Raw genomic sequence first — 20,599 nt, forward strand, 5'->3', positions numbered from 1 at the left:
CCCGTCGCGGCGCCGGGGGGGCGGACGCCACTGCGCCTGTCGAGGCTGGTGAGCCTGACGTTCGGGTCGGGCAGGCCGTTCCTGCCCGACCCGATGGAGCCGAGCCTGGAACGGATGCAGGCGGATCTGACCCGCCCGTACCAGATGGAGTTCCGCCCCGGCTTGCTGGCCCGGGGCCGACGCAACACCTTCACCGAGATGAGCCAGGCCCTGCTGGAGGCTCTCCAGCCGTTCGAGGGACCACTGGACATGATCCTGGTGGTCAACAGCGTGCCGGACGCCGACCCCCGCCGGTCGCCGTCCTGTTACCTCGCCGACGCGGCCCCCGGCGACGCGCTGGCGTTCAACGTCTCCGACCAGGGAACCGCCGGGCCCTTCACAGCCCTGCGCCTGGTCACCGAGTACGCCCGTGCCGACGCCTTCCGCCACGCCCTGGTCGTCATCCTGGACCAGCGCAGCTTCCCCTACGACACGGCCGGCGCGGACGGCGTCCCCGATCATGACAGCGCGGTCGGCCTGGTCCTCGGCCCCACCGGCCCCGCCGGCGAGCCGACCACCCGTCAGCGCACCGACGTGAGCCCCGGCGAGGTCCCCGCCCTGCTCAACGCCGGTGGCGGCACGTCCGTCGTGTTGGTGGCCGGGGAGGGGATCGAGCCGGACTGGATCGTGCCGGGACGGTTCGCCGAGGTGATCAGGGCGCCCGAGGGGCGTCCCTGCACCGGGCCGTGGTCCGCGCTCGCCGACGCGCTGCCGCGCCTGGCCACAAGCGGGCGGAAACGGCTGGTCGTCGCGGACTACGACCGTGTCCAGCGCTACCTGTGCCTCAGCACGATGGAACTGGAGGAGGATCTATGACGAGCCGGGAGGCCGCCGTCGTCGAGGCGGTCACGGATACGTGGGCGAGGTTGCGGGGGACCGCGCGCGGTGCGGGCGTCGTTCCCGCGCTGACCGAGCTGCGGGCGGCCGTCTGCGCGGGGGCCCTGCCGTGCGGCCCGGGCGGGCACGCGTTGGTCCCCACCGCCGTCGCCGACGGTTGCGATGTCGCCTGGGCCAACGGTCGGGTGGTCCCCCGCGCAGCGGACCGCGAGGACGTGCTGACCGAGATCACCGTGTCCGGCGGCGCCCTCGTCGCCCTCCGCAACCGGGGTGAGGCCCTGCCCGACGCCCCCGAGGCACCGGTCCGAGCCTGGACGCTGGGCCTGGCCTGGGTGCGGTTAGGCCTCTCCGACCGGCTGATGGATGCCTGCATGGTCTACCTCGGCGGCCGAACCGTCGGTGGCGGCACCCTACTCAACCAGCAGATGGTCAAGGGGGCGCTCGCCGAGGTGGCGATCGAGCATCTGGAGATCGAGACCATGCTGGGCGGCGCCGCCCCCGGCGACCTCGACGACGCCGCAGTGGCGCACCTGCACGCCCAGATCACCCGAGCCGACCAGATGCTGCTCCGCCTGCTGGGCGCCTCCGGGTTCCTGGCCGACGGCCCGGGCCAGATCGCCCGGGTGTCGGAACTGCTCGCGGACGTCTACGTCGGTCACGCCCCGGAAAGGGGATCACGATGATCGAGCTGGATGATCGGACGAAGGCGATCCGGCTGCGCGCCCGGGAGTGGGCGCGGGAGTTGAAGCCGCTGGCCCTGGAGCTGGACGGGGACCCCGATGCGATCTACCGCCACCTCGACGTGGGGATCGTGTCGTACCTGACCCGGATGCCGCTCCCCCCGGAGTACAACCCCGACCCCGTGGTCATCGACGGGCACCGGTTCTACGGCACCGGGACCCTGGAACGGGTCGTGTTCGCCGAGGAGGTGGCGGTCGGCGACGCCGGGATGCTGCTGGCCGCGCCGGGCCCGGTGATGTCGGGCGTGCTGATCGACTCGCTGGGCGACGAGCGGCAGAAGAAGTGGTTCTACAGCCGCATCCTCGAACGCCCCACCTGGACGTTCTTCGCGTTGACCGAGCCCGCCCGCGGCTCGGACGCCGGGGCGATGGAGACCACCCTCACCCCCGCCGACGACGGCGACGGCTACGTGTTGAACGGCGCCAAGCGCTACATCGGCAACGCCGCCCGCGCCGACATCGGCGTCGTCTTCGCCCGCACCCGGCCCGGCCCGCTCGGCGTCACCGCGGTCCTCACCGAGGCGTCCGCCCCCGGGTTCACCGCCGAGCCCCTGGAGACCATCGGACTGCGCGGGCTGCGCATCACGGCGATGACGCTCGACAACGTGCGGATCGCCGCGGACAACGTGCTCGGGCGGCACCTGCGGCCCACCCAGCGTGGCATGTGGAGTGCGGTCCAGGGACTGAACCGGCTCCGCCCCGGCGTCGCCGCGTTCGGGCTGGGCATCGCCCGGTCCGCGTACGAGTACGTCCGGGAGAACCGGCCCGGCCTCCCTGCCTGGGATCGGGAGCGCCTGGACGACCTCGGTCGCCGCATCACCGGCGTCCGCCAGCTGATCTGGCGGGCCGCCCGCGCCGTCGACGAGAACGACCCCGCCGCGGGCTACCTGGCGTCCGCCGCGAAGGCGAAGGCGTCCCGGCTCGCCGAGGACGCGACCATGGAGGCGCTCGGCTTCTTCGGGCCTGGTGCCCGTCTGGAGCATCCACTACTGGACAAGCTCGCCCGGGACGCCCGCGCCGTCGAGTTCATGGAGGGGACCGGCAACATCCAGAAGCTCAATCTCTTCACCGGCCTGCTCCAGGGACGCCTGCGTCGTGCCTGACACCGATCCCGGTCCGGCGGGATCCGCGGACCGGCGGCTACGCCGGGACGTGATGCGGCTCGCCGGACCCATGACGTTGGCCGGGACGGCCGGGGTGCTGGTGCCGACCGTGGTGCTGGCCCTGGTCTCCCGGTTGGGCCCCGACGAGATGTCGGTCCGGGCTCTCTATACGCCGCTGGCCTTCCTCTTCCTCGCGGTGCAGATGGCCTTCGACCTCAGCAACCAGGCCGGGGCCGCCTTCCACCGCGGGCAGGGGACCGACCGGAACGTGCCCGCACATGCGGTCAGCCTGCTGCGGGTCTGGGTCGGGATCGGGGTGGTGATCGGCGCGCTACTGGCGGTGGCGGCACCCGCCCTGACCGACGCGCTCCAGGTGGAGCCGGAGGTACGGCCACAGTTCGAGGCGTTCCTGCGCTGGATGGCGGCCGCCAACCTCACCTTGCCCGGATCGGTCCTGGCCGCGTCCTGCCTGCGCGGAACGGGCCGAGCCCGGGCGGCGGCGTCGATCACGCTGACCAACGCGGTCGTGGAGATCGCCGGCGTCGCCGCCCTCGGCCATGGCACCGGCCTGGGGATCATGGCGGTGCCGGTGGCGACGGCCCTTGCCGGCCTGTCCGGGACCCTCCTCGGTCTGGCGCACCTGCGCCGCGCGGGCCTGTGGGGACGGCCGCTCGGGTGGCGGCCGGACGCCCTTCGGCGACTGCTGTCGGTGGGGCTCCCGGTCGGCGTCTCCTACCTCGTGCTCTTCGCGATGAACCTGGCCCTGCTGTGGGTGCTCAGCCCGTTCGGCCGGAACATCCGCGACGGGTTCGCGGTCGGGGTCGCCGTGCAGAGCTTGGTCATCATCCCGGCGATCGCGCTCGGCTCCGCCACCGCGATCATCATGAACCAGCACCGCGGCGCCGGGCGGCTGCCGTGGCTGGACGGCACGCTGCGGGCCGGGCTCCGGGTCACCTTCGTGGTGTACGCAGCACTCGTCCCGGCCGTCTGGCTCGGCCGGGACGTCATCGGCCGGCTGATGGCAGGGGACACCCAGGTGGCGGAGGAAGGCGTCCGCTATCTCGGCGTGGTCGCCCCGACCTACCTGGTCTTCGGGATGGTGCTGGTGGCGGTCACGGCCATCGAACAGGTCGGCGGCGGCCTCGTCGCCCTCGGCCTGAACACCGGTTACACGGTTGGAATCATCGGCGTGGGCGGCCTGCTGGCCCGACGGCTCGACGACCCCGGCGCCCTGTACATGACGATCGCGCTCCTCAACCTCGCAGGCCTCGCGGGAGTCGTCGTGGCGATCCGATTCGTCCGCGGCCTGAGCCGAAGCCAACCGAGCGCGCCCGAACCCCGCGCCCGCTTGGACCTTGGCAAGGGCGGCCGGTGAGCGAACCCATACCGGACAACGGTGCTGTGGACGTCTGGACGGTTCCCCTGGAGCTGCCGCCACCCACCGTGTCGCGGCTGCGGGGAACCCTGAGCGAGGAGGAGGTGGAACGTCTTCGCCGCAGCCGCTCCGACGCCGAACGACGTCGGTTCATCGTCGCCCACGGTGCGCTACGGCGGATTCTCGGGGGGTATCTCGGGGAGCCGCCCGAGGACCTGCGCTGGACGCGGGGTCCGCACGGGAAACCCAGGCTCGCCGGGACCGACAGCCACCTCCGGTTCAACCTCTCGCACGCGGGAGAGCTGGGCCTGGTGGCGGTGACCACCCGTGGCGAGGTCGGGGTCGACGTGGACCTGCCACGGTCCGGGATGCCCGTCCGGTCGTTCGCCGCCCGGTACTTCCCCGAGGCCGAGGCGGACATGGTCGCCGGGGCCGGCCCGTCCCAGGCTCGGGCCGCCTTCCTGCGGCTCTGGACCCGGAAGGAGGCCGTGGTCAAGGCGGCAGGGGGACGGGTGGTCCAGGGGCTGCGCCTCCCGGTGGCCACGAGCGGGTCCGGCGCGGCGTCCGGCGCCATCGTGGTGCGCGATCCCACCGGGACGATCGCGGGGACCTGGTCCGTCCAGGATCTGCCGATGCCCGGCGAATACGCGGCGGCGGTGGCCGTCGAGGGACGACGGGCGCCGATGGTCACCGTCAGGGCGTCCTTTCGTGCGCCACTACCGGAAACGTGAACGCGGCGGCCGGGCGGCCGCCGCGGTGGCTTGTCGCAGTATCGCGTCAGAGGGTGTAGCCGCGATCCGCCACGGCGTCCCGAAGGTCGTCGAGGACCGCCCGGTCGACCTCGGCACTCCACTGGGCCGCGTAGCGGCCGTCCAGGAAGGGCGCAATCTGCGTGGTAGCGAACGCGTTGGGAATATCGAGGAACGACGCCACGGATTCCATTGTCCTCTCCGGGTCCTCCATCAGGTCCTCGTAGCGGACCGTCATGAAGTACCGCAGTGACCGCGCGTCCTCGAAAGCGATCTTGTGGGCATGGAGCCAGTGCCTCACGAGATCGCGGTGCGACAATGACGGGCTCCACTTACGGGTGCTGAGCGTGACCGAGACCGGGTTGCGCATCATCAGGATGAACTTCGAATTCGGGAAGAGCTCCTGGAGAAGTCGGAACCGGATCAGGTTGGGTGGTGACTTCTCCAGAAGAATTGGTTTCGACAGGTCCCAGTACCGATTCCACTGAGCGCGGAGCCGCCGGGCCGTCTCCACCGAGGCATACGGAGACGACTCGGTGAGGTAGGCGTCCGGAGCGAACGCGAACCTCCCCGGGCCGCCGTGGTGTTCGTCGATGGGAAGCACCGTCTGGAGATGCTGGCCCTCGTCCTCGGGCGCACCGGTGTGACGGAATCCGCTGATCTCCGGATGGGTGCCCATAAGCGAGGCGAAGAGAGTCGTTCCGCTTCTGTGCAGTCCCCCGACGAACAACATCGTCGGGGCGGCGTTCTCCGTCTCGTTCACCCATCGAGTATTGATCCGGCTCCCGTCCCCGGTCAGCCCCGAACGACCGGACGTTCACCATGCGCACACGGGCATACCTGCAAGGGCCGCGTGGCGTTCTCGATCCGGTCACCAGGCATTCCAGGCCAAGTAGCCAATAAGACGGGCATGCCCATCGGGCGCGGTCGCCCGTCCGGTCATTGGCGTGGCCGCACGGGTATTCACCAGCGCCCGCGCCGGCTCCAGGATGGCGATGCGGTCGCCCGGGGAGCGGCCTCTCACGACCACCGGGCGGAACGGGGAGACCCCATGGCAGGCAATTCGAGGACAGCGCCGGTCCGGTTCAGCGTCGTGATGATGCACCATCCACGCCGTGCGGACCGGCTGCCGAAGGTCCTGGCGGCGTTCGCGCCGCTGCGGCCCCGGATCGTCCCCGACCCCGTTCCGGACGGCCCGCCAAGCCCGCTGCGCACTGCGAAGCGAGCCTGGGCGGACATCGAGGACGGCGCGACGCACCACCTGGTCCTCCAGGACGACGCCGTTCCGGTCCCGGACTTCGTGCGGCACCTGTGGGAGGCGGTGACGGCCCTCCCCGAGCACGGCATCGCGATGTACTCCCACTGGGACAGCCCGCAGAACTCCTACCTCGCCCGGCGCGCCACCGTCGCTGACCGCGCCTACGCGCCGCTCTCGCCGGCGGAGTGGACGCCCACCCAGGGCTTCGTCCTCCCCGTGGACCAGGCCGGTCGGCTCGCCGCCTTCCTGACGGGCATCCCCGACGACGTGCAGGATGACGACGAGATGGTGGTCGTCTTCTGCCGCAAGCAGGGGATCCCGGTTGTCGCCACCGTGCCGCACCTGCTCGACCACGGCCACGACGAGACGATCGTCGGTCACCACGGCCGCTTCCACGCCACCGTCCACGCCCCGGACCTCCCCGTCCCGGACGGGCACTGGCGACAGCGAAACGGCCTCGAACCGGGCCCGTACACCGTCGAGCTGCTCGACTCCCGCTGCGGAATCCGGATCGTGCACGGGGAACCTGTGGAGCACCAGTTCGGCTGGTACTGGTACGACGCGTGCCCGCTCACCGGCCTGGCGCCTGAGGAGATCCTCGGCCGGGCGGAGCCGTGGCTGAGCGTGTTCCCCGCCGAGCTGCTGCCCGTGGCCACCGAGGTCTGGGCCGCCGGGTACCTGCTCGGCGCCGACGTCGCCCGCGCCGCCGTCCCGGCCCCGCCGCACGGCGGCGGGCCGCTGACCCGGGCGGCGGTCTCCACCTGGGTCGACTCGGGGCTCGCGGAGCCCGACCGCGCGGCCTTCGACCTGGATCCGTTGATCGACCTCGGTGTCGCCGCCGTTCGGTGCGCCCTCACGGCTCACAGCGGTGCCCATGTCCGCTGAGCTGCGTGACCTGCTGGCGGGCATGGCCGCCCGGGAGGCCCACGGCGAACTCATGGCCCCCCCGTTCGTGACGACCGGCGGAACGGGCCCGTCCGTACGGGTGCGCCTGGTCGCCTGCACGGTCTGCGGCGCGATCGGAGGAGACCGGCGCTGGCCGGCACCGATGCGTGGCACGGGCGACGAGCCCGCGCTGTCCATGCTGGCGTGTGAACGTCTCACCGCCCGCGCCGTCCTGCCCATCGTGGTCATTGTGGAACGCTTCCCCGAGCTGCGTGGCGCACGTTTCGCCACTCGGGCGCTGGCCTGGACAGAGCTGACGCACCTCCCGCCTGAGAAGGCGCTCTGGCAACTTGACCTGGCCGAACGCTGGGTGAACGGCCTCGCCGCCGCTCCTGACCTCACGCTCCCCGCCTCGACCAGGAGTCACGGCGCCGGGGCCGGCCGGCCGCGGCGCCGCCAGGAGCTGGCCCCGTACTTCGTGTCCCCGCACGCCCGCTTGCCCGCGTGGATGGGCGCCCACTACCAGGCGGAGCGCAGGGCGGCGCTGCTCCGCCGGTTCGGGGGAGAAGGATGACCGAGTATCCGCCGCGCCGGATCCCGTTCACGGGAGACCGGGCCGTCACCAGGCCCTGCACGGTGGGCCAGTGGGACTTCTGGCTGCGGACGCACCGCCCGGGCGAGCCGTCGTTCACCGACATGACCTCCGGCGGGATCCTGCCCGCCGGGGTGACCGTCGCGGAGGTCCTCGACGGGCTTGGTGCACTGGTCGGACGGCACGAGTCCCTCCGCACCCTGTTCCGTCTCGCCGACGACGGCACCCTCGTCCAGGAGGTCCTCGCAGAGGGCGAGGTGGAGGTCGAGCTCGTCGACCTGTCGACGCTCACCCCGGAGGACGCCGTGGGCGACTGGTCCCCGTTCCCGGAGGGCCTCCCGCACGACCCCGCCACCATGGTCCCCTTCGGTGCACGGATCGGCCTGCTCGACGGCAGGCCGACCGTCTTCCAGCTCTGGATGTCGCATCTGGCCGCGGACTTCATCAGCGGCCGGATCGTCGCCGACGAGCTGGTGAAACTCCTGGAAGGACGGCTCGCCCGGCCACCGGGCGCCGCACCGGTCGACGTCGCCGAGGAGGAACGCTCACCCCGAGGGCGGCGCGCGCTGGCCAAGGGCCTCGAGCACTGGCGGCGGGAACTGGCGGCGGCCCCGCCCACCATGTTCACCGCACCGCCCAACGAGTCCGGGACACCGCGCTACTGGCGCGGCGGCATCCGCTCTCAGGCCCTTCCGACCGCGTTGGACGTCGTCGCCAAGCGATACCGGGTCGGGCCCACGCATGTACTGCTGGCCGCGGCAGCCGTCCTCCTCGGCCGCCACACCGACCACGATCGCTGCCCGGTTCGGCTCATGGCGGGCAATCGCATCTCCACCATGCTCCGCCACGCCGTCGGGAACCTGGCCCAGGAGGTCCTGACCGTCATCGACCTGAACGGCGAGACCTTCGGTGACGTGGTGCGGAACACGTGGGCGGCGTCCATGCGGGTGCAGCGCAACGGCCGGTTCGACGCGAACGAGGTCGCCGCCCTGGTCGCCGCGTCCAAGGTCGATCTCTCCATCGCGTTCAACGACCTGTGGACGCCGGTGCGCGACCTCGCCGTCCTCCCCGCCGTACCCCCCGCCCCCAGTACGTTCCATTGGGAACGCAAACGGGACAGAGCCAGCGTCACGTTCTTCCTCGAGGTCCACGAGGACCTGACGGACACCTCCGCGATCCGGCTCAGTCTCCTGGCCGACACCGCCCACCTGCCCCCGCCCACCATCCGCGCCTTCCTGTTCGGCATCGAACGGCTCGTGCTCTCGCTGGTCGACGGTGACCTGCGCCTGGCGGAGATCGAACCCGTCGAACGGCACCCCGCCACGGCCCTTGGCGCGCCGGCCACCGGCGCTGGGGGCCCATCCGGACATGCAGGTTCCACTGCGGGTCCGAGGCTCCCGGCCACCCCCCTCCCCCTCTGCCATGACCCGCAGACCCGGACGCGTCCGTCCGGCCGTTCCAAGGAGTAATCCGCGTGATCCACACCAAGCCACGGTGGTCCGTCCCCGCGATCGGCGCCGCGGCGATCCTCACGGTCGTCCTCGCGACGCCGAGCGGCGCGGGATCCGGACACGCCCTTCCGGTGCGCGCCGTCCCCGCGGGCGCGGCCTCGCCCACCTCGGGCCTCCCTCCGGTGCCCAAGGTGAACGTGTTGCGCAATCGTCCTGGCACCGCGCCCGGCATGTTCTTCACCACCCCGCAGAACCCGAACGACCTCGCAGTCCCGCACGGCCCGACGATCGTCGACGGGAAGGGCCGGCCGGTGTGGTTCAGGCCGATCCCCGCCGGTGAGATCGCCACCGACCTGCGCGTACAGACCTACCAGGGCCGCAAGGTCATCACCTGGTGGCAGGGCGAGCACGTCAACGTCGGCGCGGGCCGCGGCGTCGGGTACATCGCCGATGAGAACTACCGCGTCATCGCCACGGTGAAGGGCTCCAGCGGCCCGGCCGACCTGCACGAGTTCCGGCTCACCTCACGCGGCACCGCGCTGCTCACCCTGTACCCGCAGGTGCAGCGCGACCTCACCGCGGTCGGCGGCCCCAAGGACGGCACCGTCTTCGACGGCGTCGTCGAGGAGATCGACATCGCCACCGGCAGGCTGCTGTGGCGATGGAGCAGCCTCGACCACGTACCGATCAGCGAGACCGACCTGCCGTACGCCGCGCGGCCCGACGGCGCCCCCTACGACTACTTCCACATCAACTCGATCGACGAGGACGCCGAAGGCGACCTGCTGGTCTCCGGCCGGTTCGTGTCCACCGTCTTCAAGATCGACCGGCAGACGGGGAAGATCGAGTGGCGGCTCGGCGGGCGCCGCAGCTCGTTCCCGCTCGGCATCGGCGTTCGGTTCTCCTGGCAGCATGACGCGGTGTGGGCGGGCAAGGACACGATCAAGCTGTTCGACAACGGCACCCTGTTCCTGTGGGACGGGTACGAGTCGCGGGTCGCCTGGATCAAGGTCAATCCAGGCCGCAAGACCACCAGGCTCGTCAAGCAGGTGACCCACCCCGAGCATCTGTCCACCATTCAGGAGGGCAACGCGCAGGGCCTGCCGAACGGCAACACGGCCGTCAGCTGGGGTCCGACGGGCCGGATCTCCGAGTTCTCCAAGGGCGGCAAGCTGCTGTTCGACGCCGCTCTGGACAAGAACTGGAGCACGTACCGGATCTTCCGGTCCCCCTGGCGCGCCAAGCCGGAATCGGCGCCGATCGCCGTCGCCCAGGGCGGGACCGTGCACGCCGTCTGGAACGGCGCAACCGGCGTCGCCCGCTGGCGCCTGTACGCCGGAACGGCCCAGAACGCCATGGAGCCGATCGCCGAGACCGCCTGGAACGGGCTCGACACCGCCATCGCGCTCCCCGCCGCCGCGACCTCCGCCACGTACGTCAAGGTCGAGGCGTTGGACGCCCAGGGTAAGCCGCTGGGCTCCTCGAACGCCGCTCCCCGCACCGGCCGGTAGGCCCTTTCCGCGGGGCGGCGACCGCTCCTGTCAAGTTCGTCCGCCCGGATGCGCCGAAACGTCCGTCCGCCGCTCCGCCCCGCAGGAGGAAGGGCCGGCCGGCCGGACGCTCGATCCCGACTCGACATACTTTGAGAGGTCGTCATGCGCACCGCACGCATCACCACCATCGAGTTCGTCTCACCACCGCAGGTCAAGATGGAGGAGTTCGCGGACCTCTTCGCCGACCGGCCCGGCGGCCACCACGTCGTGGAGGTCATCGGCAACTCCGCCATCGAGTCCAAGGGGATGGCGGTCAATCCGGTCATCGACGATCCCAGCGACTGGGGCACCACCCGCCGGATGGACGTGAGCCTGGCCGAGGCCCGTGCTCTCGGCCGGGAGGCGATCGGCCGGGCTCTGGACCGTTCCGGGCTCAGCCCCGGCGAGATCGGCCTGTTGGCCACCGCGACCACCACCACGCACTCCGCGCCCGGGCTGGACACGCTGGTCCACGAGACGGGCATGCTGCCCGGCACCGAGTTCCAGTCGCTCGGCCCGATGGGCTGCTACGCCGCGCTGCCCGCCCTGTCGACCGTCCGCAACTGGGTCGAGGTGCACGGCCGCCCGGCCGTCCTGCTCCTCGTCGACCTGTTCTCCCCGCACCTGCAGGCCCCTCCGTACGACAGGGAGCAGGCGGTGGTGCTCACCCTCTTCGGGGACGGCGCCGCCGCGGCCGTCGTGCGCCCCGGGGAGGCGGCCCTGCACGGCCTGGACATCCTCGACACCGAGATGCTGTACGTTCCCGAGTTCGCCGAGGACCTCCAGGTCCACGTCGGGGAATCCGGCGTGCGCATCCGGCTCGCGCCGACCATGCCCGACATCACGGCATCCGCCGTGGCCGGACCGACCGACCGGCTGCTCACCCGCAACGGCCTGCGGCGCGCTGACATCCACTGGTTCGCGCTGCATCCCGGCGGGCGCCGCATCATCGACCGGGTCGCCGAGGAACTCGACCTGCCCGCCGACTCCACCGACGTGGCGCGGGCGGTGATGCGCGAGTACGGCAACACCGCCGGGCCCGCCGTCATGGCCGTCCTCGGCCGCCTCCAGGAGTCCCGCCCCCTCTCCCCCGGCCAGTACGGCGTCGCCCTCACGTTCGGCCCGGGCGCCACCATCTGGTCTGTACTGCTGGGCGGCGCCTGACCCTGTCCCTGTCCCTGACTGGGAGGAGAATCCCCATGCTCGAAGTCATCGGTGCCGGATTCGGCCGCACCGGAACGCTGTCGTTGAAGGCCGCGCTGGAACGGCTCGGGTTCGGCCCCTGCCACCACATGCTCGGCATGCTCCACAAGCCCGACGAGGTACCCCTCTGGCGCACCGCCGCGGCTCGAAACGGCACCGTGGACTGGGACCGTGTCTACCGCGGCTACCGCTCCACCGTGGACTGGCCGGGCGCTCGCTTCTGGCGCGAACTCGCCGACCACTATCCCGACGCGAAGGTCATCCTTGGCGTCCGCGACCCGGAACGCTGGTACGAGAGCGCCCTCAACACCATCTACCGCGCCGCCATGGACGATTCTCCCGCGGCCTCCCCCGTCCTGGCCGATATGCGAAGAATGTCCCGCGAGATGTTGTGGGACGGGCTGTTCGACGGCCGTTTCAGCGACCGCGGCCACGCGCTGCGCGTCTTCAACGACCACATCGTCGCCGTCCGGGAGTACCTGCCCGCCGACCGGCTGCTCGTCTTCGAGCCCGCCAACGGGTGGGAGCCGTTGTGCGCGTTCCTCGACAAGCCCGTGCCCGACGAACCGTTCCCCCGGCGCAACGACCAGGAAGAGTTCGCATCCCTCCTGGATGAGCACACCGCCTGACCCGAGCCCGGGCGAGAGGATCGGCAGATGCCCCGGGTAGTGCGGACCGAGCCGGCACCGGCGTTCTCCGCCGTCGAGGGGGCCTACGGCATCGTCGAAGTCTTCCCGGAGATCATGGTGGGGCACCGTGTTTGACGGGCGGCGCGGACCGTCGCCTGGTGGACTCCTCCGGTGTCTCCGTGAGCTTCGAACACGAGCAGGTCGCTGCCGCCCATGAGCGAGGTGTTGTTACCGGACGGTCCTTTGGGGGTCGAACTTCTTGTCGAAACCCGGCCCGCCGCCCTTCTTCATCGCGTTGATCCCCCAGCGGCCGGTGTACTACACGGCGGTTTGGGCCCTTGAAGAAAATGTGCGAGAACGTTCCCGTGTCCACCTTATTGAACGTGAAGACGTCCTTGTAGGACGACTGCCACTGTGCCAGGGCCTGAGCCACCTGCGGGATGTCGAAATCCCACTGCCTGGTCTCGTCCCACGTCGTCGGAGGCTTTACACCGAGGTCCCTGCGGTCATAGAACGCACGGGTCCAGGGGACGCTATAGGACGTCGTGCCCTTGCAGACCGTGCTGTCCCATGCGGGAAAGAGCTGCGGCTGTCGAACAGGTTGTCCGGAGTGACGTCCAGGTCACCCATCCAGGTCGTGCCGACCCTCCTGACGTTCGGGGTCGCATTGCCTGCGTTGGACGAAACGAGCTTGTTGTGTGCGACGTCCATGCCCATCGACGTCTTTCCGTTGCCCCGGACGCCGGAGAGACGCGAGAGGGCGGCCCGGGATGCGCCGCCAGGTATGCGGGTTCCGGGTGAGAGCATTCGCGATCACCTGATCCCGGCTGATCAGCGCTTACGTGGCGGGAGCGGTGGCCGGCACGGACTGGGTTCCTCCGGTCGCGTGTGACGTCGGACATCGGGTCCCCTTCCCTGGACGGGCCGCCTCGTGCAGCCCGTCCATCGGGGAATCCCAGGGAAGGGCGATCCTTCAGAATGTGATGTATATCATGCTCTGTCCTCGCGCCCATGCCGGCCCCCGCGCACGACCGCCCCCAGTCCGTCGCACGGAGCAGGGCGTCCGCCAGCCTCTCCAGCGCCCACCAGTACGGCCTCGGCAACAGCGCGCAGAACAGCCCGTTGAAATCCGCCTCCAGAGAGCCCTCGTAGCCGCCTGAAGCCATGCCCGCCTCCCGTGTCGACAGGTTAGCCACGGGACATCTAATGCCGGCGCGCGGGGCGGCATGTCAGCGACTAACAGAGTGGGATTTGGCTCAGAGTGGTCCATGCACATCAACGGCATGGTGAAAGCTTTCTCCTTCGGTGCGCGTGTCATTGTGTGAGCATTTCCTCACGCGACGTGTGCGGGCATTGGCCGTTCGGCGGAAAATTCAGCGCACCCGGATGGCTTTCGACCAGGCGTTTCTTGACCAACTGGCCTTACTGTCCAATAAAGGAATGTCGACATCGGTCGCGATGCTGTGGTAGCACCTATACAGTCGCGCGGCCTTCACCATCGTCCCCCGCTTCCGCTGACACCCCCGCCGCCACTCCAGATGTGATTCGCACGTCCACCATGGGCTCCCCCATGCCCTCCTGAAGGGGACTTCTTCAGAGGTTGGGATGGAAAGACACAGATGACGACCGACCTGCACAGCCGTGACCTGGTGATCGGCCTGACCCCCTTCACCGAACCCAACGCCGCACTGACCGTGGCCGTCGAACGGGCCGGCGGTCTCGGCATCCTCGACCTCGGCCTGGACTCGGTCCGGGCGCGCGAGGAACTGGACCGCGTCACGCGCCGCTGGGGCGGCGCCTTCGGCGTGCGGGTGCCGGAGGGCTGCCCGCTCGCGCCCGAAGACCTGCCCAGCGATGTCGACACCGTGGTGCTCGGCGCAGGGGTGAACGGCCGGGCGTGGCTGAGTACGGCCTGCCGCATCCTCGCCGAGGTGACCTCCGTCGAGGAGGCGTGCGCCGCTGTGGAGCGGGGCGTCGCCGGAGTCATTGCCAAGGGTATGGAGTCGGGCGGCCGGATCGAGGAGCTGAGCGCGTTCGTTCTGCTCCAGCGTCTGGTAGCCGTGGTCGCCGTTCCGGTCTGGGCGCAGGGCGGAATCGGCACCGCCACCGCCGCCGCAGCCGTGGCCGGCGGGGCTCGCGGTGTGGTGGTCGACTCCCAGCTCGCCCTGGTGGCCGAGGCGGAGCTTCCGGAGGCGGTCGCGTCGGCGATCGCCGCGATGGACGGCAGCGAGACGCGGGTCGTCGACGGCCATCGTGTCTACACACGCCCCGACCTTCCGGTGTCCGAGCTGGCCGAGAGCGGCGTCCCGAACCATGTCGGTGCCCGCGACCTGCGCACGCAACTGCTCCCGATCGGACAGGAGGGCGCGTTCGCCGCGCCTCTCGCCCGTCGGCACAAGACGGCGGGCGGTGTCGTCCAGGCGATCCGTGCCGGGATCCGCGCCGGGATCGCCGCAGGCAAGGAGCAGGCTCCCCTGGCGCCGGGCCGGGGCATCGCGCACGCTTCGAAGGACCCGCGCTACCCGATCGCGCAGGGTCCGATGACCCGTGTCAGTGACCAGGCCGCGTTCGCCTCGAAGGTGGCGGAGGGCGGCGGCCTGCCGTTCCTGGCGCTCGCCCTGATGAACGGCGCGGACACGCGCCGGTTGCTGACGGAGGCCGCCGAACTGCTCGGTGACCGACCGTGGGGCGTCGGCATCCTCGGCTTCGCCCCGGAGGAGGTCCGCGCCGCCCAACTGGAGGCCGTCCAGGCGGCTCGCCCGCCGTACGCGCTGATCGCCGGTGGGCGTCCGGCCCAGGCCGCGGCGCTGGAGGGCGATGGCATCTCGGCCTACCTGCATGTCCCCTCTCCTGGCCTGCTGGCGCGGTTCCTCAAGGACGGCGCCCGCAAGTTCGTGTTCGAGGGCTCGGAGTGCGGCGGGCACATCGGCCCGCGCGCGAGCTTCCCGCTCTGGCAGTCCCAGATCGACTGCCTGCTCGAGCACCCCGAGGTGCTGCCCGAGGTGAGCGTGCTGTTCGCCGGGGGCGTGCACGACGCGCGGTCGGCCTCGATGGTGTCGGCAGCCTGCGGGCCGCTCGCCGAGCGCGGCGTCGCGACCGGCGTGCTCATGGGAACGGCGTACCTGTTCACCCAGGAGGCCGTCAGCGCCGGTGCGATCCTTGAGAACTACCAGCGGACCGCACTGGAGTGTGAACGCACGGCCTTGCTGGAGACCTCGCCCGGCCACGTGACCCGCTGCGCGGACACCCCGTACCTCACGGCGTTCGAAGAGACGCGGCGGCGCCTCACCGAAGACGGCGCCACCGTCCAGGAGACCTGGGCGGAACTGGAGAGCCTCAACCTCGGCCGACTGCGCATCGCCTCGAAAGGCCTGCGGCGTACGGCCGAGGGCGTCCGGACGGTGGACGAGCGGGAGCAGCGCGACGAGGGCATGTACATGCTCGGCCAGGTCGCCATGCTCCGCTCGCAGGTCACGACCGTCGCCGCGCTGCATGAGGAGGTCTCGGCCGGGTCCGCCCGCCTGCTCGCCTCCTTCGCGGACGAGGAGACGGCGGTGCGGGAGGCCTCCGCGAAGCCGCTGGACATCGCCATCGTCGGCATGGCCTGCGTGTATCCGGACGCGGGTGATCTCGGGGAGTTCTGGTCGAACATCGTCCATGGTGTCGACGCGGTCACCGAGGTACCGGCTGAGCGCTGGAAAAGCGAGCTGTACTACGACCCGGAGGCCACCACGCGGCCCCGGGGCCGGACGTCCTCCAAGTGGGGCGGCTTCATCCCGCAGGTGCCCTTCGACGCACTGGACTACGGCATCCCGCCCGCTTCGCTCGGCAGTATCGAGCCCGTTCAGTTGCTCGCGCTGGAGGTGGCCGCCCGGTCGCTGCGCGACGCAGGTTACGCCGACCGCGCCTTCGACCGCGAACGCACCTCGGTGATCTTCGGCGCCGAGGCGGGCAGCGGCCTGTCTGCGGCGTACGGCCTGCGCTCGATGCTGCCGTCCTACACCGGCGAGGTCCCACCTGCTCTGGACCAGCACCTGCCCGAGCTCACCGACGACTCCTTTCCCGGCGTGCTGAGCAATGTGATCGCCGGACGGATCGCCAACCGCCTCGACCTCGGCGGGTCCAACTTCACTGTGGACGCGGCCTGCGCGTCGAGTCTCGCCGCGCTGGACCTGGCCTGCAAAGAGCTGTCCGCAGGCAGCAGCGACATGGTCGTGTGCGGCGGCGCGGACCTGCACAACGACATCCAGGACTACCTGCTCTTCGCCTCGGTGCACGCGCTGTCTCCGAAGGGCAGATGCGCCACGTTCGACTCCGCCGCCGACGGCATCGTGCTCGGCGAGGGGGTGGCCTGCGCGGTGCTCAAGCGCCTTGCCGACGCCGAGCGCGACGGCGACCGGATCTACGCGGTCGTCAAGAGCGTGGCCGGATCCAGCGACGGCCGCTCCCTCGGCTTGACGGCGCCGCGCCCCGAGGGCCAGCGGCGCGCGCTCGAGCGCGCCTACGCCGCCAGCGGTGTCTCCCCCGCCGAGGTCGGGCTGATCGAGGCGCACGGTACCGGCACCGTGGTCGGCGACCGCACCGAGCTGGCCGCGCTCACCGACCTGTTCACCGAGGCCGGTGCCGAACCCGCGAGCTGCCGGATCGGGTCGGTCAAGTCCCAGATCGGGCACACCAAGTGCGCCGCCGGCCTGGCCGGGCTGATCAAGGCCGCGTACGCCCTGCACACCGGGGTGCGTCCGGGCGGCCTGCACATCACCGAGCCGAACCCGTACTGGTCGCCGGAGACGAGCCCGTTCGCGTTCGGGCCGGCGCCGTGGGGCGCTCCGCCTGGACGCCGGTATGCGGGGGTGAGCGCGTTCGGCTTCGGCGGCACCAACTTCCACGCCGTTCTGAGCGGCTACGACGGCGCGGACGAGCCCGCGCACGGCCTCCCGGAGTGGCCTGCAGAGCTGCTGGTGTTCCGCGGCGCCGGGCCAGACGAGGTCGCCCGGGAAGCCGACCGCCTGGCGAGGCTGCTCGACGCCGACCCTGCCGCCAAGCTGCGCGACCTGGCGACCGCCCACCTGCGCGGCGCCCCCGACGCACCCGTCCGTGCCGCGCTCGTCGCCTCTGGCCGGGACGACCTGGCCGCCAAGCTCGCCGACCTGCGGGCCGGACGGGCCGGGACGGGCGTCCACCTGCCACCGGACGAGATCGCGACCGGCACGGTGGCGTTCCTGTTCCCCGGCCAGGGCAGCCAGCGGCCCGGGATGCTCGCCGACCTGTTCGTCGCCTTCCCACGCCTTCAGCGCCTGCTTCGGCTGGCGGACGGCCGTTTCGCCCCGGTGATGTTCCCGCCGGCCGCGTTCGACCGCGAGGAGATCGCGCGGCAGAAGGCCGCGATCACCGACACCCGCGTGGCCCAGCCCACCCTGGGCATCGCCGGGCTGGCCATGGCCGAACTGCTCGGCACGCTCGGTGTCCGGCCCGACATGGCGGGCGGCCACAGTTACGGGGAACTGGTCGCGCTCTGCACGGCCGGGGCGTTCGGCGAGGAGGACCTGATCGCCCTCAGCGAGGCACGCGCCGACGCGATCCTCACGGCGGCCGGTGAGGACCCCGGGACGATGGCCGCGGTCGCGGCCTCCGCCGCCGACGTGGGCACGGCACTCGCGGACCTCGGGGTGGACGACGAGGTGATCGTCGCCAACGACAACGCCCCCGAGCAGGCGGTCGTCTCCGGTCCCACGGACGCGGTCGAACGCGCCGCCGCCGCCCTCGGCGCCCGCGGGATGAACACGCGCGACATGCCGGTCGCCTGCGCGTTCCACAGCCCCCTGGTCGCCGCGGCCGCGGACGCACTGGCCGCAGCGCTCGCCGACCGCGACGTGCGACCGCCCGCTTACCCGGTCTGGTCGAACGGCACCGCCGCCCCGTACCCCGGGTCGCCCGACCTCGTCCGCGAACTGCTGGCCCGCCAGGTGGCCGAGCCCGTGCGGTTCGTCGAGCAGATCGAGGCGATGTACGCGGCCGGCGCACGGGTCTTCGTCGAGGCGGGGCCGGGCCGCGTGCTGACCGGCCTGGTCCGCAAGATCCTGGGTGACCGGCCGCACACGGTCGTGGCCTGCGACGTGTCCGGCGAGAACGGTGTCGTGCGGCTGCTGCACGCGCTCGCCGAGCTGGCCGTCGCCGGTGTTCCGGTCGACCTCGGGCCCCTGTACGCCGGCCGTGCCGGGCCCGTCCCCGGCACGGCCGGACGCCCCGGGTGGGTCGTCGACGGGCAGCTCGTACGGACCGCCTCCGGGGAACCCGTGCCCGGCGGGCTGCGGCCCGCGACCGAAGCGCCACAGATGGGTCCGACAGTGACAGGAGAACCGATGGGTGAGGCCAACGGATCGCAACGCGACGCCGCGGTGACGGAGTTCCTGCGGACGACGCGGGAGCTGGTCGCGGCACAGCGCGACGTCATGCTCGGCTATCTCGGGGCCGCTCCGGCGCCGCCGCCCGTCCCGGCGGCGCTCCCCGCTCCGGTCCCGGAACCGGCGGTCGCGCCGGTCGGCGAACCCGCGCCCGTCGCCGAGCCCGCGGCCACGCCGGAGCCGAGGACGGTCGGGCCGGAGCGAATCCGCGAGGTCGTCGTCGCCACGGTCAGCGCCCGTACCGGCTACCCCTCCGACATGCTCGGCACGGACCTGGACCTGGAGAGCGACCTGTCCATCGACTCGATCAAGCGAACGGAGATCATCGGGGAGCTCGCCGAGCGCCTCGGGCTCTCCGGCGACGAGTCGGCACTGAACGAGGACGTCGTCGCCGAGCTGGCCCGGATCAAGACCATCGGCGGCATCGCCGACTGGCTCGGCGGCCATCTCGCGGGGCCGGCCGAGCCCGCCGAGCCCGTTCAGGCGGCCGAGCCCGCCGGGTCCGCCGTCCCCAGCCGGTATGTCGTCGAGCCCGTCACCGTCACCGCCCCCGGAGTCGACGGCCCCAGGCTCACCGGCCGCAGGGTCGTCATCGTCGACGACGGTCGCGGGATCGCGCTCGAACTCGCCGACCTGCTCGAACGCCGCGGGGCCGCCCCCCGCGTCGTGGCGGCCCCGGAGGACGAGACCAACGCCGACGCTCTCGTGCACCTGGCCGCGCTGTCGCCCGGCGCCCGGCCGGTACTGCCCACCGCGTTCGCCGGGATCCGCCAAGCCATGCTGGACGGCGCCGACCGGCTGGTGGTCGCCACCGCGACGGCGGGGGGCTTCGGGCAGGGCGACGGCGTGTCCGAGCACGACCCGATCGACATCGGCCTACGCGGGCTCGTCCGTGCGCTAGGGCCTGTCCGGTGGATCATGTGTTGATCCATAGCAGGGCTGTGACCAGGGTGATCGCGGCTTGATAGTTGCGGGCGAGTTTGTCGTAGCGGGTGGCGATGCCGCGCCATTGCTTGAGTCGGCCGATGCAGCGTTCGACGACGTTGCGGCGCCGGTAGACGGCGGGGTCGAAGGCCGGTGGGCGTCCGCCGAGGGTTCCGCGGCGGGCGCGTCCGGCCTTCTGGTCGGCGCGTTCGGGGATGGTGGTGCCGATCCCGCGGTCGCGTAGCGACCGGCGGATCGCGGCCGAGCTGTAGGCCTTGTCCGCGATGACCCGGTCGGGCCGGCACCGCGGACGGCCCGGGCCGGGCCGCGATACCCGTATCGCCGCCAGGACGTGCGGGAAGGCAGTGCAGTCGTTGATGTTCCCGGCGGTGAGCACGATCGACAGCGGCAGGCCACGGCCGTCGACGGCCAGGTGGATCTTGGTGGTCAGCCCGCCTCGGGACCGTCCAAGAGCCTGCCCCACTCCATCGGCCGACCGGTTTGTCCGGCCGAGTGCCCCTTTTTGCGGGCACCAGTGGCGTGCTGGTGGGCCCGCACGATGGTCGAGTCGACGCTGACACTCCAGTCGATCCGCCCGACGGCGTCATCATGGACCTGTACATGCGCCAGGATCCGGTCGAAGGTGCCATCGGCGGCCCACCGCCGATAACGCTCATAAACGGTCTTCCAGTTGCCGTACCGCTCGGGCAGATCCCGCCACGGGGCACCGGTGGCCAGCTTCCACAAGATCCCGTCCAACACCCTCCGATGGTCCAGCCACCGGCCACCCCGGCCAGCCCGAACAGGCAGAAGAGGTTCGATCCGCCGCCAGGCGGCATCGGTCAACTCATGACGACGCACCATGACACATCATCAAAGAC

14 protein-coding genes are annotated in these 20,599 nt (G+C 71.5%); 12 read left to right on the forward strand and 2 right to left on the reverse strand.

What is annotated here, in order from left to right; genetic code table 11:
• Window positions 1–48: 48 nt before the first annotated feature.
• The 5 genes from OHA34_RS06995 to OHA34_RS07015 are packed head-to-tail and all read left to right on the forward strand — an operon-like array spanning window position 49 to window position 4,825.
• On the forward strand, window positions 49–855 hold the full coding sequence (locus OHA34_RS06995; RefSeq protein WP_285940290.1) for a hypothetical protein: 807 nt from the start codon (window positions 49–51) through the stop codon (window positions 853–855).
• A complete protein-coding gene (locus OHA34_RS07000; protein WP_329521030.1) occupies window positions 852–1,559 on the forward strand; it encodes a hypothetical protein in 708 nt (235 codons plus the stop codon). Before OHA34_RS06995 ends, OHA34_RS07000 begins: the two co-directional genes overlap by 4 nt.
• Window positions 1,556–2,719 carry an acyl-CoA dehydrogenase family protein gene (locus tag OHA34_RS07005; RefSeq protein ID WP_285940292.1) on the forward strand — a complete coding sequence of 388 codons (1,164 nt, stop codon included), beginning with the start codon at window positions 1,556–1,558 and terminating at the stop codon, window positions 2,717–2,719. The genes OHA34_RS07000 and OHA34_RS07005 overlap by 4 nt, the downstream gene beginning before the upstream one ends.
• Entirely contained in the window at window positions 2,712–4,094 is a 1,383-nt protein-coding gene (locus OHA34_RS07010; RefSeq protein ID WP_329521031.1) for an MATE family efflux transporter, read from the forward strand. Before OHA34_RS07005 ends, OHA34_RS07010 begins: the two co-directional genes overlap by 8 nt.
• Window positions 4,091–4,825 carry a 4'-phosphopantetheinyl transferase family protein gene (locus tag OHA34_RS07015; protein ID WP_329521032.1) on the forward strand — a complete coding sequence of 245 codons (735 nt, stop codon included), beginning with the start codon at window positions 4,091–4,093 and terminating at the stop codon, window positions 4,823–4,825. The genes OHA34_RS07010 and OHA34_RS07015 overlap by 4 nt, the downstream gene beginning before the upstream one ends.
• Before the next feature lie 46 nt (window positions 4,826–4,871).
• Here the strand turns inward: OHA34_RS07015 and OHA34_RS07020 are convergent, their stop codons facing one another.
• On the reverse strand, window positions 4,872–5,606 hold the full coding sequence (locus OHA34_RS07020; RefSeq protein ID WP_329521033.1) for a sulfotransferase family protein: 735 nt from the start codon (window positions 5,604–5,606) through the stop codon (window positions 4,872–4,874).
• A gap of 288 nt (window positions 5,607–5,894) precedes the next feature.
• Here OHA34_RS07020 and OHA34_RS07025 point away from each other — a divergent pair, with 288 nt between their 5' ends.
• The 7 genes from OHA34_RS07025 (at window position 5,895) to OHA34_RS07055 (ending at window position 19,721) form a co-directional block, all read left to right on the forward strand.
• Entirely contained in the window at window positions 5,895–6,986 is a 1,092-nt protein-coding gene (locus tag OHA34_RS07025) for a hypothetical protein (protein ID WP_285940296.1), read from the forward strand.
• Complete coding sequence (locus OHA34_RS07030; protein WP_329521034.1) at window positions 6,976–7,560, forward strand: hypothetical protein; 585 nt, start codon at window positions 6,976–6,978, stop codon at window positions 7,558–7,560. Before OHA34_RS07025 ends, OHA34_RS07030 begins: the two co-directional genes overlap by 11 nt.
• On the forward strand, window positions 7,557–9,047 hold the full coding sequence (locus OHA34_RS07035; RefSeq protein WP_329521035.1) for a condensation domain-containing protein: 1,491 nt from the start codon (window positions 7,557–7,559) through the stop codon (window positions 9,045–9,047). Before OHA34_RS07030 ends, OHA34_RS07035 begins: the two co-directional genes overlap by 4 nt.
• 5 nt (window positions 9,048–9,052) lie before the next feature.
• A complete protein-coding gene (locus OHA34_RS07040; RefSeq protein ID WP_285940299.1) occupies window positions 9,053–10,540 on the forward strand; it encodes an arylsulfotransferase family protein in 1,488 nt (495 codons plus the stop codon).
• A gap of 144 nt (window positions 10,541–10,684) precedes the next feature.
• Window positions 10,685–11,725 (forward strand): type III polyketide synthase, encoded by a 1,041-nt coding sequence (locus tag OHA34_RS07045; RefSeq protein WP_285940300.1) that lies wholly within the window; start codon window positions 10,685–10,687, stop codon window positions 11,723–11,725.
• Window positions 11,726–11,760: 35 nt separating this feature from the next.
• On the forward strand, window positions 11,761–12,393 hold the full coding sequence (locus OHA34_RS07050; protein WP_329521036.1) for a sulfotransferase family protein: 633 nt from the start codon (window positions 11,761–11,763) through the stop codon (window positions 12,391–12,393).
• A gap of 1,619 nt (window positions 12,394–14,012) precedes the next feature.
• Entirely contained in the window at window positions 14,013–19,721 is a 5,709-nt protein-coding gene (locus OHA34_RS07055) for a polyketide synthase (protein ID WP_329521037.1), read from the forward strand.
• Here the strand turns inward: OHA34_RS07055 and OHA34_RS07060 are convergent.
• Window positions 19,711–20,579, reverse strand: a protein-coding gene (locus tag OHA34_RS07060) for an IS5 family transposase (protein ID WP_443029646.1) whose coding sequence is annotated in 2 segments (ribosomal slippage) — window positions 19,711–20,214 and window positions 20,217–20,579 — 867 coding nt in all. Because the reading frame shifts where the segments join, the coding sequence is not laid out codon by codon here. The genes OHA34_RS07055 and OHA34_RS07060 overlap by 11 nt on opposite strands.
• Window positions 20,580–20,599: the final 20 nt, after the last annotated feature.

It is taken from the genome of Spirillospora sp. NBC_01491 (assembly GCF_036227065.1).
Classification (GTDB): Bacteria; Actinomycetota; Actinomycetes; order Streptosporangiales; family Streptosporangiaceae; genus Spirillospora; species Spirillospora xylanilytica.

Excerpts from the sequence above, each read along its gene's own strand:
- OHA34_RS07000 (WP_329521030.1), top strand. The coding sequence starts at position 852 with ATGACGAGCCGGGAGGCCGCCGTCGTCGAGGCGGTCACGGATACGTGG.
- OHA34_RS07005 (WP_285940292.1), top strand. The coding sequence starts at position 1,556 with ATGATCGAGCTGGATGATCGGACGAAGGCGATCCGGCTGCGCGCCCGG.
- OHA34_RS07025 (WP_285940296.1), top strand. The coding sequence starts at position 5,895 with ATGGCAGGCAATTCGAGGACAGCGCCGGTCCGGTTCAGCGTCGTGATG.
- OHA34_RS07030 (WP_329521034.1), top strand. The coding sequence starts at position 6,976 with ATGTCCGCTGAGCTGCGTGACCTGCTGGCGGGCATGGCCGCCCGGGAG.
- OHA34_RS07035 (WP_329521035.1), top strand. The coding sequence starts at position 7,557 with ATGACCGAGTATCCGCCGCGCCGGATCCCGTTCACGGGAGACCGGGCC.
- OHA34_RS07045 (WP_285940300.1), top strand. The coding sequence starts at position 10,685 with ATGCGCACCGCACGCATCACCACCATCGAGTTCGTCTCACCACCGCAG.
- OHA34_RS07050 (WP_329521036.1), top strand. The coding sequence starts at position 11,761 with ATGCTCGAAGTCATCGGTGCCGGATTCGGCCGCACCGGAACGCTGTCG.
- OHA34_RS07055 (WP_329521037.1), top strand. The coding sequence starts at position 14,013 with ATGACGACCGACCTGCACAGCCGTGACCTGGTGATCGGCCTGACCCCC.